Origin of the sequence: Microvirga alba, from assembly GCF_015694465.1 — a bacterium.
Classification (GTDB): domain Bacteria; phylum Pseudomonadota; class Alphaproteobacteria; order Rhizobiales; family Beijerinckiaceae; genus Microvirga; species Microvirga alba.
This window is the reverse complement of sequence record NZ_JADQDO010000001.1, coordinates 834,883-849,680: the sequence shown is the minus strand read 5'-3', so window position 1 is coordinate 849,680 and position 14,798 is coordinate 834,883. Positions and strand designations below refer to the sequence as shown.

Annotated in this window: 11 protein-coding genes and 2 tRNA genes; 4 read left to right on the top strand and 9 right to left on the bottom strand. The window is 60.9% G+C overall.

The window, feature by feature from the left end:
- Positions 1-1,059: 1,059 nt before the first annotated feature.
- The 7 genes from I2H38_RS03835 to I2H38_RS03805 all read right to left on the bottom strand — a co-directional run bounded on the left by I2H38_RS03835 (position 1,060) and on the right by I2H38_RS03805 (position 8,265).
- A tRNA-Val gene (locus I2H38_RS03835) sits at positions 1,060-1,135 on the bottom strand.
- Between the two features lie 183 nt (positions 1,136-1,318).
- Positions 1,319-1,597 carry an HU family DNA-binding protein gene (locus I2H38_RS03830; protein ID WP_196270454.1) on the bottom strand — a complete coding sequence of 93 codons (279 nt, stop codon included), beginning with the start codon at positions 1,595-1,597 and terminating at the stop codon, positions 1,319-1,321.
- A gap of 198 nt (positions 1,598-1,795) precedes the next feature.
- Positions 1,796-4,225 (bottom strand): endopeptidase La, encoded by a 2,430-nt coding sequence (gene lon, locus I2H38_RS03825; protein WP_196270453.1) that lies wholly within the window; start codon positions 4,223-4,225, stop codon positions 1,796-1,798.
- A 220-nt stretch (positions 4,226-4,445) separates the two neighbouring features.
- Positions 4,446-5,714 (bottom strand): ATP-dependent Clp protease ATP-binding subunit ClpX, encoded by a 1,269-nt coding sequence (gene clpX, locus I2H38_RS03820; protein ID WP_196270452.1) that lies wholly within the window; start codon positions 5,712-5,714, stop codon positions 4,446-4,448.
- Between the two features lie 226 nt (positions 5,715-5,940).
- A complete protein-coding gene (locus tag I2H38_RS03815) occupies positions 5,941-6,573 on the bottom strand; it encodes an ATP-dependent Clp protease proteolytic subunit (RefSeq protein WP_196270451.1) in 633 nt (210 codons plus the stop codon).
- 79 nt (positions 6,574-6,652) lie between these two features.
- Complete coding sequence (gene tig, locus I2H38_RS03810; protein WP_196270450.1) at positions 6,653-8,065, bottom strand: trigger factor; 1,413 nt, start codon at positions 8,063-8,065, stop codon at positions 6,653-6,655.
- A 115-nt stretch (positions 8,066-8,180) separates the two neighbouring features.
- Positions 8,181-8,265 (bottom strand) — tRNA-Leu (locus tag I2H38_RS03805).
- 182 nt (positions 8,266-8,447) lie between these two features.
- On the opposite strand from I2H38_RS03805, the gene I2H38_RS03800 reads away from it, so the two are divergent.
- The gene (locus I2H38_RS03800; RefSeq protein WP_196270449.1) at positions 8,448-9,773 is read left to right on the top strand and encodes a multicopper oxidase family protein; all 1,326 of its coding nucleotides are present in this window, start codon (positions 8,448-8,450) and stop codon (positions 9,771-9,773) included.
- Here I2H38_RS03800 and I2H38_RS03795 read toward each other — a convergent pair.
- A complete protein-coding gene (locus tag I2H38_RS03795) occupies positions 9,766-11,253 on the bottom strand; it encodes an NAD(P)H-hydrate dehydratase (RefSeq protein WP_196270448.1) in 1,488 nt (495 codons plus the stop codon). The two genes, I2H38_RS03800 and I2H38_RS03795, sit on opposite strands and share 8 nt — an antisense overlap.
- 179 nt (positions 11,254-11,432) lie before the next feature.
- Between I2H38_RS03795 and I2H38_RS03790 the strand changes: the two genes are divergently transcribed.
- Positions 11,433-11,771, top strand: coding sequence for a P-II family nitrogen regulator (locus I2H38_RS03790; protein ID WP_114771626.1), 339 nt, complete (start codon positions 11,433-11,435; stop codon positions 11,769-11,771).
- Between the two features lie 69 nt (positions 11,772-11,840).
- Complete coding sequence (gene glnA / locus I2H38_RS03785; RefSeq protein WP_196270447.1) at positions 11,841-13,250, top strand: type I glutamate--ammonia ligase; 1,410 nt, start codon at positions 11,841-11,843, stop codon at positions 13,248-13,250.
- A gap of 91 nt (positions 13,251-13,341) precedes the next feature.
- On the opposite strand, the gene I2H38_RS03780 is transcribed toward glnA, so the two are convergent.
- A complete protein-coding gene (locus tag I2H38_RS03780; protein WP_196270446.1) occupies positions 13,342-14,031 on the bottom strand; it encodes a helix-turn-helix transcriptional regulator in 690 nt (229 codons plus the stop codon).
- A 123-nt stretch (positions 14,032-14,154) separates the two neighbouring features.
- Here I2H38_RS03780 and I2H38_RS03775 point away from each other — a divergent pair, with 123 nt between their 5' ends.
- Positions 14,155-14,775 carry a LysE family translocator gene (locus tag I2H38_RS03775; protein ID WP_196270445.1) on the top strand — a complete coding sequence of 207 codons (621 nt, stop codon included), beginning with the start codon at positions 14,155-14,157 and terminating at the stop codon, positions 14,773-14,775.
- The last annotated feature ends 23 nt before the right edge of the window (positions 14,776-14,798 follow it).

The window sequence follows — 14,798 nt, the reverse complement described above, 5'->3', positions numbered from 1 at the left end:
TATCAACGCCCCTTCCCGCCAGCGCTGCACGGGCGAGCACGGTTGAAGCGACATTCCGAGGAGCATGATGAAGCGGCGACAGGTTAACCGCCGACCTTCGCGGTGGGGGCGCTGCATCGTGAAGCGCGACCTCTTCTTCCTCGATTGGAGTCAGACAATAAGAGGGCTCTATGTGCGCATTCGTAAGGACATCCCGGAAGGAGCAGCTGCTCGCCAGCCCACAATCAAAGCGGTGTTGCACTTACGCAACGGAATTGAATGAAATTGAACGGATCATCTTTTATTTGTTGTGCAATTTTTCCTAAAAGTTACGCTAAATGTTGAAAAACAAGTCAACTCGCAGGTAATCTTGAATTGACCGAACACGATTTTGATAAGCTTTTCTTCAGCGCCATACCGAGAGCCACTCGTGCTGTGGTCATATCGCTAACCGCCTACGCTCTATTGAGGCTTCAGGCGCACTATGATTTTAGTTTCATTCTGTTTGCTTGCACTGTTTTTGCCCTAACAATGCTCAACAACATGCAGAGTGTAGTAAAGACACTACTAATTTTACTCTTGTTAGCTGTATTCGTACCCAAAGAACTTATTTCTAAAGTCGCTATGCTGTTGGGATAAATGCCGTGTAAAGCTCATCGCTCGGTTCAGCACCGTCACATGAGCTGCAAGACATACAGCAGCCACCCATTTCGCATCTCTGACCGCCTCTTGGCTCATGCGCGCCGTTGGGAGCAATCCGGCACACATACCCGTGCGCGAGCCCCCGAGGGGCAAGCGGTCGAAGAAGACGGCCCGAATCAACAGGGGTTCGGTGAAAAGTGGCTTTGCGCCTCCTACGCGCCCCCTGCCACTTGGGCGGCCAGCCATTCGGCGACGTTGCTCAGGCTCTGAGGACGACAGAAAGGACGTCGAGAACGTCTATGGCCAAGTACACCCCGAAGCATCTGAGAGGGGTCGTAAATGCCGTTTCCGAGCGGTTTCCGTCGCAAGAACCGTCGGAGCAAAGGGTCGTGAACGAGATGACCGACCGTAAGGCTGTTGAGATACAATCAGAAAATATGGTGGGCGGTGACGGGCTCGAACCGCCGACCCTCTCGGTGTAAACGAGATGCTCTACCAACTGAGCTAACCGCCCTGATACGCCTCACATAAAAAGAGACGGCCGACAACGCAAGCGCTGTCGGCCTTCTTTGGAGTAAAATCGCGATGACCAACGTCCCGCGTTCACTCCAACTTCCCGTCAACGCATGATCTTGCTGGAAAACCGGTTCCCATTTTGCCGGATCATGCGGAAGAAGCAATATCGCCGAAAAAACGATTACTTGTTGTTCACGGCGTCCTTCAGGCCCGCGCCAGCGCGGAACTTCGGGGTCTTCGAGGCCGGAACCTTTACCTTCTCACCGGTGCGCGGGTTGCGCGCTTCGCCGGCGGCGCGGTTCGTGACAACGAACGTGCCGAAGCCGACGATCTTGACTTCGTCGCCCTTCTTCAGAGCGCCCGTGATGGCCTCGATGGCGGCGTCGATCGCCTCACCAGCCTGGCCACGGGTCAGGCCCACCTTGTCGGCGACAGCCGCAACGAGCTCGCCTTTGTTCATCTTCATATCCTCCAATGATCACGGCGGCATCAAGACGTGTCGTGCCGCCGTTTCAGGGACCACTCGTGTGGCGCAAAGCTGGTCCGTGCGCAACCCCTGAACTGGCTGAAATGAGCCATTTTTCGACATTCCACATCAAAAAATAAGCCCCCGGATTCATCATCCGAGGGCCTTGATAAAGATGACGTTGCGTCAGGTTTAGTGGGCGATCACACCGACCGAATCATCGTCGGAGGCCGCGGCTTTGGGCGCGTTCAGCATCGAGGCTTCGTCCCATTCGATCGGCTCAGGCATGCGCACGAGGGCATGTTGCAGCACCTGATCCATCATCGAAACCGGGACAATTTCGAGGCCATTCTTTACGCTCACCGGCAGATCGACCAGATCCTTCGCGTTCTCTTCGGGAATCAGAACCTTCTTAATTCCACCCCGAAGCGCAGCGAGGAGCTTTTCCTTCAATCCGCCGATCGGAAGCACCCTGCCCCGCAGCGTCACCTCACCCGTCATGGCGATATCGCGGCGAACCGGGATACCCGTGAAGACGGAAACGATTGCGGTCGCCATCGCGATGCCGGCCGAGGGACCATCCTTGGGCGTCGCGCCTTCCGGCACGTGCACGTGAATGTCCTTGCGGTCGAACGTGGGCGGCTCGACGCCGAAATCGACGGCACGGGAGCGGACATAGGACGCCGCTGCCGAGATCGATTCCTTCATGACGTCACGCAAGTTACCCGTGACGGTCATCTTACCCTTGCCCGGCATCATGATGCCTTCGATGGTGAGCAACTCACCACCGACCTCGGTCCAGGCGAGACCGGTGACCACGCCCACCATGTCCTCGGCCTCGACTTCGCCGTAGCGATAGCGCGGGGGCCCGAGGAAATCAGGCAGATTGGCGGTCGTCACCTCAACCTTTGCGACCTTGGAGAGAAGGATCTCCTTCACGGCCTTGCGTATGAGGTTCGCCAGTTCACGCTCCAGATTACGCACGCCCGCTTCGCGGGTGTAGCGCCGGATGAGCATGAGCAGCGCCTCGTCGTCGATCGTCCACTCTTTCTCCACCAGACCATGCTTCTTCATGGCCGACGGAATCAGGTGCGTGCGAGCGATCTCGGCCTTCTCTTCCTCGGTGTAACCCGCGATGCGGATGACTTCCATACGGTCGAGAAGCGGCGCCGGGATGTTCATCGTGTTGGCGGTCGTCACGAACATGACGTTCGACAGGTCGTAATCGACTTCGAGGTAATGGTCGTTGAACGTGTTGTTCTGCTCAGGGTCGAGAACCTCGAGCAAAGCCGCCGACGGATCGCCGCGGAAGTCCATCCCCATCTTGTCGATCTCGTCGAGCAGGATCAGCGGGTTGGACGTCTTGGCCTTGCGCATCGACTGGATGATCTTGCCGGGCATCGAACCGATATAGGTCCGGCGGTGACCGCGGATCTCCGACTCGTCCCTCACGCCGCCCAGCGACATGCGCACGAACTCACGCCCCGTCGCCTTGGCGATGGACTTGCCGAGCGAGGTCTTGCCGACGCCCGGAGGCCCGACGAGACACAGGATCGGGCCTGTGAGCTTGTTGGCGCGCTGCTGAACCGCGAGGTATTCGACGATACGTTCCTTGACCTTGTCGAGACCGTAGTGATCGGAATCGAGCAGGTCCTGAGCCGCCTTCAGATCCTTCTTCATCTTCGAGCGGCGGGCCCACGGAATGCCGAGCAGCCAGTCGAGATAGTTGCGCACGACGGTCGCTTCCGCGGACATGGGCGACATCTGGCGGAGCTTCTTCAGCTCGCCTAGCGCCTTTTCACGGGCTTCCTTCGTAAACTTGGTCTTTTCGATCTTCTCTTCGAGCTCGGCCAACTCGTCGCGACCTTCGTCGTCGCCGAGCTCCTTCTGGATCGCCTTCATCTGCTCGTTGAGGTAGTACTCGCGCTGCGTCTTCTCCATCTGACGCTTCACGCGTGTGCGAATGCGCTTCTCGACCTGAAGCACGGAGATTTCACTCTCCATGAGGCCGAGAACCTTCTCGAGCCGCTGGGCGACGGTCGGGATCTCAAGGATGGCCTGCTTGTCGGCGATCTTGATGGCGAGATGCGAAGCGATCGTATCGGCGAGCTTCGCCGGATCGTCGATCTGGGTCACGGCGGAGACGACCTCCGGCGAAACCTTCTTGTTCAGCTTCACATAATTCTCAAACTCGGACACGACAGAGCGAGCAAGCGCTTCGGCCTCGATCTGATCGCCAAGCGAGTCGGACAGAGCCTCGGCTTCCGCTTCATAATATTCGTCGGTCCGGGTGTAGTTCTTCACCTGGGCGCGGCTGGCGCCCTCGACCAGCACCTTCACGGTGCCGTCGGGCAGCTTCAGCAACTGCAGCACACTTGCCAGGGTGCCGACCTTGTAAATTGCATCCGTGGCCGGATCATCGTCCGTGGCGTCGATCTGCGTTGCCAGGAGGATGTGACGGTCCCCCTTGACCACTTCCTCAAGCGCACGGATCGACTTTTCGCGGCCGACGAAGAGCGGCACGATCATGTGCGGAAAGACGACAATATCGCGCAGAGGCAGAACCGCATAGGTTCCGGTCGAGCCTGGGACGACAGGCTGACGTGGCTTCGATTGTGTCATGAGACGCATCCTTTCGACTGCGTCCGAAAAACCCCTCTAATGAGCGGGATCGCGGACGGGAAACCGGAACGCTCAAGCTATTATTATTGGCTGCGTCCGGTACGTGGCGGCATCCCTCGAACGATGAGCTGACGACGTTCACGCAAGAGATGATTTGGCGTCGCGGACCTGAGGTTTCAAGAACTAGGCCCGCGACACTTCGTTACAAAATTACCGTCCCTTAAGCGCTGGCGCTGGCGGTCTGCTCACCGCGATCGCCGTGGATGAAGAGCGGCTTGGCTTTGCCCTCCACCACCTCGGGGCCGATAACCACCTGCTCGACGGAATCGAGCCCCGGCAGGTCGTACATGGTCTCGAGCAGGATGCCCTCCATGATGGAGCGCAGGCCTCGAGCACCGGTCCGGCGCTCGATCGCCTTGCGCGCGATCATGGACAACGCCTCCTCCTGGAAGGTCAGGTTCACGTTCTCCATCTCGAAGAGACGCTGATACTGCTTCACCAGGGCGTTCTTGGGCTCCTGAAGGATGCGCTTGAGGGCTTCCTCATCCAGGTCTTCAAGAGTAGCGATCACAGGCAAACGGCCGACGAATTCCGGAATGAGGCCGAATTTCAGCAGATCTTCGGGCTCGACCTCGCGGAAGATTTCGCCCGTCCGGCGGTCATCCGGCGAGCTGACGGAAGCGCCGAAGCCGATCGAGGTGCCCTTGCCGCGGCTCGAAATGATCCGCTCCAGGCCCGCGAACGCACCGCCGCAGATGAACAGGATGTTCGTGGTATCGACCTGCAGGAACTCCTGCTGCGGGTGCTTGCGGCCCCCTTGAGGCGGCACGGAAGCGACGGTGCCTTCCATGATCTTCAGAAGCGCCTGCTGCACGCCCTCGCCCGATACATCGCGGGTGATCGACGGGTTGTCGGACTTGCGCGAGATCTTGTCGATTTCGTCGATATAGACGATGCCGCGCTGCGCCCGCTCGACATTGTAGTCGGAGGCCTGGAGCAGCTTGAGGATGATGTTCTCGACATCCTCGCCGACATAGCCCGCCTCAGTCAGGGTCGTGGCGTCAGCCATGGTGAACGGCACATCGAGGATGCGGGCGAGCGTCTGCGCAAGCAGGGTCTTGCCCGAGCCGGTGGGGCCGATCAGGAGGATATTGGACTTCGCCAACTCGACGTCATTGTGTTTCGTCGCGTGGGCGAGGCGCTTGTAATGGTTATGGACCGCGACGGAGAGCACCTTCTTGGCGTGCTCCTGCCCGATCACGTAGTCGTCGAGGACGCGACTGATTTCCTTCGGGGTCGGCACCCCGTCGCGCGACTTCACGAGCGACGACTTCGACTCCTCGCGGATGATGTCCATGCACAGCTCGACGCATTCATCGCAGATGAAAACCGTCGGGCCAGCGATCAGCTTACGAACCTCATGCTGGCTCTTGCCGCAAAAGGAGCAGTACAGCGTGCTCTTAGAGTCGTTGCCGCCAGCCTTGGTCATTCTCACATCTCCAATCAGTGCGGGGACGGCCTGTGCCGACCCTGCACCCCTTAAGTTTATGTGCGTCGGAACTAATGAAAGGTTCCGACGCTAAAAATTTGAGCCGTCAAATTATCTTGCCTCCCCGAATTCCCATGCAAACACGCCAATGACGCGCGATCAATAGGAACGGGGCGACAGGCTAAAAAGACGCACCAGGACGGAATTTGTCCCCAGGTTTTAAGGATTAGGCAGGGGTCGCCGCCGGTTCAGGGCGCTTCGTGATGACCTGATCGATGATGCCGAATTCCTTGGCGGCATCGGCCGTCATGAAGTTGTCGCGCTCCAGAGCCTGCTCGACCGAGACCAGATCCCGACCCGTATGGTTCACGTAGATTTCATTGAGTCGGCGCTTCAGGGCCTCGCTCTCGCGGGCGTGAATCATGATGTCGGTCACCTGACCCTGATAGCCGCCGGAGGGCTGGTGGACCATGATTCGAGCATTCGGGAGAGCGAAACGCTGACCCGCCTCGCCGGCGGCCAGAAGCAGCGAACCCATCGAAGCCGCCTGGCCGACGCAGAGCGTCGAAACGGGGCAACGGATGAACTGCATGGTGTCGTAGATCGACAGACCGGAGGTCACGACGCCACCGGGCGAATTGATGTAGAAGGAAATCTCCTTCTTCGGGTTCTCGGCTTCGAGGAACAGAAGCTGCGCCACGATCAGCGAGGCCGAATAGTCTTCGACGGGACCCGTGAGGAAGATAATCCGCTCGCGCAAGAGGCGCGAATAGATGTCGAAGGCGCGCTCGCCGCGATTCGACTGCTCGACCACCATCGGGACGAGCGTGTTGTTATAGAGGGCGACCGGATCTCTCATCGTCTCACTGCTCCAAAATACGGCCGCGCGAGCGCGCGGCCGTCAGAATGATGCAAACAGCGAGACGCTTAAGAAGGCGTTACTCGCTCTTGCTGGCTTTCTTTGCGCCCTTGGCCTTCGAGGTCTTCGCCTTCGGCTCGGAAGAGGCTTCCTCACCGTCGTCGTCCCCGAAAAGCGCGTCCTTCGAGACGGTCTCGTCGACCACCTTCACCTGAGACAGGATCTGGTCGACAACCTTCTCCTCGAACAACGGCGCCCGAATTTCAGCCAGGGCCTGCGGGTTCTTCCGGTAGAAGTCCCAAACCTGCTTTTCCTGGCCGGGATACTGACGGACCCGCTCGATGAGAGCTTGAGTGACCTCATCGTCGGAAATCTTGATATCGGACTTCTCACCGATCTGCGCAAGCACCAAGCCGAGGCGCACGCGACGCTCCGCGATCTTACGGTAATCGGCGCGAGCTTCCTCTTCCGTCGTCTCTTCATCGGCGAACGAGCGGTTGTTCGACTTCATGTCGCTCTCGACCTGAGACCAAACAGCCGCGAATTCCTGCTCCACGAGGCTCGGGGGCAGCTCGAAGCTGTACTTGGAATCGAGAGAATCGAGCAGCTCTTTCTTCACCTTGCGGCGGGACTGAGCATCGAAATCGCGCTGAATGGCGCTGCGGACGGCGTCCTTCAGCTTGTCGAGCGATTCCATGCCGAAGCCCTTGGCGAGCTCGTCATCGATCTTCAGCTCGCCCGGAGCCTCGACCTCATTCACGGTCACATCGAACTCGGCGTCCTTGCCGGCCAGATGCGGAGCCAGATAGTTGGTCGGGAAGGTGACCTTCACGAGCTTCGTGTCGCCAGCCTTGAGGCCGACGAGCTGCTCCTCGAAACCGGGGATGAAGGTGTTGGAGCCGAGCTCGACGCGGACGTCCTCACCCTTGCCGCCTTCGAATTCGGCGCCGTCGATGCGGCCCACGAAAGCGACCACGACCCGGTCGCCGTCGGCAGCCTTGCCCTTCTTGGGCTCGAAGGAACGGTTCTGCTTGGCCATGCGCTCAAGCGATTCGGTGATCTCGGCGTCAGAAACCTCAGCCGTCGGCTTCTTGATGGTCACGTCCGACAGATCGACCAGATCGAAGGTGGGCAGAACCTCGAGGGCGACGGTGAAGGCCAGATCGCCCTTGGCGTTCATGACCTTCTCGACCTCTTCCTTGTTCTCGGGAAACTGAACCTGCGGCTCGAAAGCCAGCTTCAGGCTGTTGTCCTCGACGATCTTGCGGTTCGCCTCGTTGACGGCGTTCTGGACGACGTCAGCCATGACGGAGCGGCCATAGACCCGGCGAAGATGTCCGACCGGCACTTTGCCCGGACGGAAGCCGTTGATGTTCACGCGGTCCTTGAGGGTCGCCAGTTCGTCGTTCAGGCGCTGCTCCAGCTCAGTGGCCGGGAGCACGACCTTGAATTCTCGCTTCAAGCCTTGGGACAGTGTTTCCGTCACCTGCATGGTTTATTCGCCTTCGTTCACTCGAGAAAAATCTTCGTCCCAGGCCCCGACCGATGCGGCAGCAAGCCGTCATCTGAGCCGGTTGGAGCCCTCCGGAAACCAACCCCAGCGAGATTGGTGCGGGCGGAGGGACTCGAACCCCCACGACTTTCGCCGCTGGAACCTAAATCCAGTGCGTCTACCAATTCCGCCACGCCCGCGCGTGAGGCGGCGCGGTGCACGCGCCCCTCGTCCGGACGCGGCTCTATAGCACGGTCCACGACCGGCGCATCAAAAAAGTTCGCGCTTTCTGGGGAGAAGCAACCAAACTTTGCCATTGACGTTCAAGCCTGTAACCGGGGACACCGCGCCTTCAGTCCCACAGCATCGAGTCCATTTGAAGATGATCACCCGCCGCGCCGCGACCGCAGGCCTCGCCACGGCCCTCGTCAGCCTGTCCCGGCGCGGGGTTGCACAACCGTCACAGACGACCGTGACGCTCGCCGCGAGGCCGTCCCAGCGACGGCTGCGCCCCGATGCCGCCAAGGAGAGCGACCTGTGGGCCTTCAACGGAGACCTGAGCCCGGTCGTACGCGCCAGGCACGGAACGGAGCTTGGCATAACGCTTCAGAACGAGACGCCGAAGCCACTCTCGCTGCATTTTCATGGGGTCCGAGGGCCGAACGCCATGGACGGGGTCGGCGGCCTGACCCAGCCTCCCGTGCCGCCAGGAGGCCGCTTCGAATATCGGTTCACGCCCCCCGACGCCGGCACTTTCCTGATCCGGCCCTGCGTTCTCGGCGGCAGCGCCGAGCCCCTTGAGCGCGGCCTTTCCGGCCTTCTCGTGATCGAGGAGCAGGCTCCGCCCCAAGTGGATCAGGACCTGGCTCTGTTGGTCGATGACTGGAGTTTGAATGAGGACGGGTCGTTGGCTCCCTTCGACCAGGCCTCGCAGGAAAATCCCGCAGGACGGCTCGGCAACTGGCTGAGCATCAACGGCAAAGCCACGCCGCACCGCATCGAAGCGCCTCAGGGCACGCGTCTGCGCCTTCGCCTCGCGAACGCTTGCAACGCCCGCTCGATGCGTCTGCGTTTCGATCAATTAAGGCCCTACGTCATCGCCATCGACGGGCAGCCGACCGACACGTTCGAACCTCTCAAGGGCTCCCTGCCCTTCGCTCCCGGCACGCGCTACGACGTCCTCGTCGATCTACCGTCCGAGGCGGGAGCCAGAGGGGCCCTCACCGCCGTCATCGGCGACGGCATTGCCTTGGTGGAGTTTGTCACGACCGGCGAAACCCGCTCCGCCCTCCCCGCCATCGCGCCGCCGCCGCCGAACAAGAAGCTGCCGGACGCGATCAAGCTGCAGAGCGCCACGCGCAAGGATGTGCTGATCAAGAGCTCCCAGCCGGGCTGGACGGTGAACGGCGCTTCGGGCGACGCCGCTGGCGCACCTCTGATCAAGGTGAAGCGTGGCAGCCCGGTCGTGCTGGCGTTGACCAACCAGAGCCCCGTCGCCCAGCCGATGCATCTGCACGGCCACGTCTTCCGCTTGCTGCACCCCCTCGATGATGGCTGGGAGCCTTATTTCCTCGATACCGTCCAGGTGCCGGAGAACCGCACAATCCGGATCGCCTTTGTCGCGGACAACCCTGGCAAATGGCTTCTCGCATCCACGGTGATGGAGCGGTTCGATGCCGGGCTCTGGACCTGGATCGAGGTTATTTGAGCAGTTCCCGGAGGGTTCCGGGAAGAAGATCGGCGAGATCCTCCGCGATGAGACCGGGCCCGAAGCTCGATCCGGCGGCCGCATGGATCCACACCCCCGCACTCGCCGCCTCAAATGCATGGACGCCCTGAGCCATCAGCCCCGCGATAACGCCACTCAAAGTATCCCCCGAGCCTGCCGTGGCCAGGTAGGGAGTGCCGTTTTCATTGATTGCCGCCCGACCGTCCGGCGACGCGATGACGGTATCTGCCCCTTTCAAGACGACGACCGCGCCTGTGTAGAACGCAGCCCGTCTCACACGCTCGATTTTTGATGGAGGATCAAGAATATCGGAATGTCCGCTGAACAAACGGTTGAACTCTCCGCTATGGGGCGTCAGCACCGTCGGTGAGTGCCGGAATGCCTGATGCAACTCGGAGGCCAGCCCCTCGAACGAGGTGAGCGCATCGGCATCGAGCACGAGGCTTCGCCGCGCCTGCACGGCGACCGCCACCATGGCGCGGGTATTTGCATGCACGCCAAGCGCCGGCCCCAACACCAAGGCGTTGAAGCGCTCATCTTTAAGGACCGTATGAAGACCCTCGGGACCGTCGCATCCGCGCAGCATGACCGCTGTGAGATGCGCGGCGTTGACCCCGAGCGCTTCAGGCGGAGAGGCGACGGTCACGAGACCGGAGCCGATTCTCAGCGCCGCCCGGGCGGCAAGCCGAGCCGCCCCGGTCCGGGTCGCCCCACCGGACGCGACGAGCGTATGACCACGGTTATATTTGTGGGACGCCAGTCCGGGTCGCGGCAGCGCGCCGAGCCAGAGCGCCGGCTGATTGGCCCAGAGATCCGCGCCCGTCGCGGCAAGCGTCTCGGGACTGATCCCGATATCCGCCACCTCGACCGGCCCGCAATGAGCCCGCCCCGGCATCAACAGGTGGCAAGGCTTGCGCGCTGCGAAGGTAACGGTGCGTGCCGCCCTGACCGCAACGCCCCAGACCGAGCCCGTCTCCCCGTCGATCCCTGATGGCAGATCGACGGCCAGGATCGGCTGGCCGGACATGTTCATGCGTTCGACGGCAAGGCGGGCGGCGCCTTCGAGGTTTCGGGTCAGCCCCGTGCCGAACAGCGCGTCGATGATGAGATCCGCCTCATGGAAGGGCAGGTCCTCCGCAGCGCCGATATCGCCTGTCCAATGCCGTGAAGCCTTGGCGGCATCCCCCGTGAGCCGGTCGCGGTTTCCGAGAAGTCCGAGAGAAACCCCATAGCCGCGTTCCGCGAGGAGCCACGCCGCGACGAACCCGTCTCCGCCGTTATTTCCCGGCCCCGCGACGACAAGGATCCGGCCCCCCCTCGCCGTCACGCGCTCGGCCACGTCGGCAACGGCGCGCCCGGCGCGGCTCATCAGATCGATCCCGGGCGTCCCGGCCGCTATCGTCGCCGCGTCGGCCTGCTTCATTTCTAGCGGGGTGAGAACGAATTCGGGGCGGATCATGGTGAAGATTTAGCTTGCGATTGGAGGGCGGCGACCAGGAAAGTTGCAACTGCACAAACTTTAATCAGAATGTGCCTCCTGGGTCGGCAGAACTGCCGGTCTTGGAAACATGAGGCCATGGAACGCACCCTATTTGTGGTGCTAAAAGCGGCAAACCTCGAATTGAAGCGGTTCAGCGGATGAAGAAGATCGAAGCCATCATCAAGCCTTTCAAGCTCGATGAAGTCAAAGAAGCCCTCCAGGAGGTCGGCCTCCAGGGCATCACCGTCATCGAGGCCAAGGGGTTCGGCCGCCAAAAGGGCCATACCGAGCTTTACCGCGGCGCGGAATACGTCGTCGACTTCCTGCCGAAGGTGAAGCTCGAAATCGTTCTTTCCGACGACATGGTGGAGAGCGCGATCGAGGCCATTCGCAAGGCGGCTCAGACGGGCCGCATCGGCGACGGCAAGATTTTCGTATCGACGGTGGAAGAAGCCGTCCGCATCAGAACGGGCGAGACCGGATCCGACGCGATCTGAGCTTGTCATACCAAGTCACGGCCCTAAGGCCGAGGACATTTCTAAAGGGCAGAAGAGGACCAGACGATCATGCAGACCGCCAAGGATGTGCTGAAGGCGATCAAGGACAACGACATCAAGTATGTCGACTTCCGTTTCACGGATCCGCGCGGCAAGTGGCAACACGTCACGTTCGACGTCACCATGGTTGACGAAGACCTGTTTGCCGACGGCATCATGTTCGACGGTTCGTCCATCGCCGGTTGGAAGGCGATCAATGAATCCGACATGACCCTCATGCCTGATCCGTCGAGCGCCCAGATCGACCCCTTCTTCTCGGCGTCGACCCTGTCCATCGTCTGCGACATTCTCGAGCCGGCGACAGGCGAGCCCTACGAGCGCGATCCGCGCGGCATCGCCAAGAAGGCCGAGGCCTACCTGAAGTCCACGGGCATCGGCGACACGGTTTATGTCGGCCCCGAGGCCGAGTTCTTCGTGTTCGACGATGTGAAGTTCATGGCCGACCCGTACAACACCGGCTTCAAGCTCGACTCGTCCGAGCTGCCGATCAACGGCGATCGCGATTATGAGGGCGGCAACCTCGGTCACCGCATTCCGATCAAGGGCGGCTACTTCCCGGTCCCGCCGCTCGATTCGGCCCAGGACATGCGCAGCGAAATGCTCGCCGCCATGGCCTCGATGGGCGTGACGGTCGAAAAGCACCACCACGAGGTGGCGTCCGCCCAGCACGAACTCGGCACGAAGTTCAACACCCTCGTGAAGACCGCCGACGAGATGCAGATCTACAAGTACTGCATCCACAACGTCGCGCAGTCCTACGGCAAGACGGCGACCTTCATGCCGAAGCCGGTTTTCGGCGACAACGGCTCGGGCATGCACGTGCACCAGTCGCTCTGGAAGGGCGGCAAGCCCATCTTCGCCGGCAACAAGTATGCCGACCTCAGCCAGGAATGCCTGTGGTACATCGGCGGCATCATCAAGCACGCCAAGGCACTGAACGCCTTCACCAACCCGTCGACGAACTCCTACAAGCGTCTCGTCCCGGGCTACGAGGCTCCGGTGCTGCTGGCCTACTCGGCCCGTAACCGCTCCGCATCCTGCCGTATTCCGTGGACGACTTCGCCGAAGGCCAAGCGCGTCGAGATTCGCTTCCCCGACCCGACCGCCAACCCTTATCTCGCCTTCGCGGCGATCATGATGGCCGGCCTCGACGGCATCCTGAACAAGATCGATCCCGGCCCGGCCATGGACAAGGACCTCTATGACCTGCCCCCGAAGGAGCTGAAGAAGATCCCGACGGTTTGCGGTTCGCTTCGCGAAGCGCTCGCCAGCCTCGACAAGGATCGCGCGTTCCTGAAGGCCGGCGGCGTGTTCAACGACGACTTCATCGACAGCTACATCGAGCTGAAGATGACCGAGGTGATGCGCTTCGAAATGACGCCCCACCCGGTCGAGTTCCAGATGTACTATTCCTGCTAAGCAGGACGGAGAGTTTCCTCCCGGCTGCGGAAACGCAGCTGCCTCGCCGGAGCCCCAAAAGGGCTCCGGCTTTTTTTGTTGGGCGCCCGGCTCAGTTCTGATTCGACTTCCAGCCCGCGATCCAGCGGCTTCTCAGATCATCGCCCTCGCCTTTGAAAAACGAATCGATCAGCGCGCTCGCTTCCACGCGATCGACACGGAAGTTGCGGAATGCCTGACGCAGCTCGCACCAGGCCACAATATTGGCGGTCTCGGAATAATAGATGATGGCGACCGGACGGATCGTCCGGCGCGACGCGTGACCCTGCTCATCGCGATAAGCGAGTTCGATCTTCTGCTCGTCGCGAATAGCGCCCCGCACCATCGCGAGATCAATCCCGTCCGACGAGGGAGCGACCGCGCCCCATGCGTAAAGAGTCTTTGTCCCGAGCGTCTGGCGCAGCGGCGGCGGCATCGCGGCGGCGATTTTCTGATGGGCCCGCCTCGCCGCCTGCTTGAGGGCGACGTCGCCGGTGCGCTCAAGAAGGGCAAGCGCAAGGACCATGGCCTCCGTTTCCTCGATCGAGAACATGAGCGGCGGCAGATCAAACCCCGACCGCAGCAAATAGCCGATCCCCCGCCCACCCTGAATCGGAACCTGCATGGCCTGGAGCGCGGCAATGTCGCGATAGATGGAGCGCGGCGTGACCTTCAGGCTCGCCGCCATCTGCGCGGCCGTCACAGGTGCTTCCGCAAGACGGAGCGTCTGGATGATCTCGAACAGGCGTGACGCCTTGCGCATGGCGCGCTCCCGGTCACAACTGACACAACGCTGTCAGTTGGCAATGTGCTGCCGTCTCAGTATCCCGTTGAAAAATCAGGACCAAAAGGCGATCCATGACCCGAAAGGCATTAGGCAACTGACATGACTTATACTGAAAATCTCTGGCTCTTCGTAATTCTTCTTTTCGGCATCATCATCGTGCCGGGTATGGACATGTTGTTCGTCCTCGCCAACTCGTTGACCGGCGGACGCCGGGCAGGACTGGCAGCGACAGGCGGCATCATGGTCGGCGGCGCATTCCATACGGCCTTCGGCGCCATCAGCGTCGGCCTGCTGTCGAGATTGGCTCCCTCGGTCTTCACGGCCCTGCTCTTTGCCGGCGCCGCCTATATGGTCTGGATCGGAATCACGCTCCTGCGCAGCTCAATTACCGTCGGAGCGATCGGCGCGGCGGAGACCCATTCCTTATGGATCGCCTTCCGACAGGGAGCCGTGACCTGTCTTCTCAATCCCAAAGCCTATCTTTTCATACTCGCCGTCTATCCGCAGTTTTTGCTGCCTCAATATGGTGCAATCTGGACTCAGGCTCTGGTGATGGGCGTCCTGACCGTGCTGATGCAACTCGGCATCTATGGCGGTCTCGCCTTTGCCGCCGGTTCGAGCCGTGCGTTCCTGGTGTCCAGCCCTCGCGCCACCATGCTGATCGGGCGCTCGGCAGGCCTCCTCTTCATTACCATCGCTATCCTGACAGTTTTGCGATGATATTTTTGAATGGAAAACAGCAA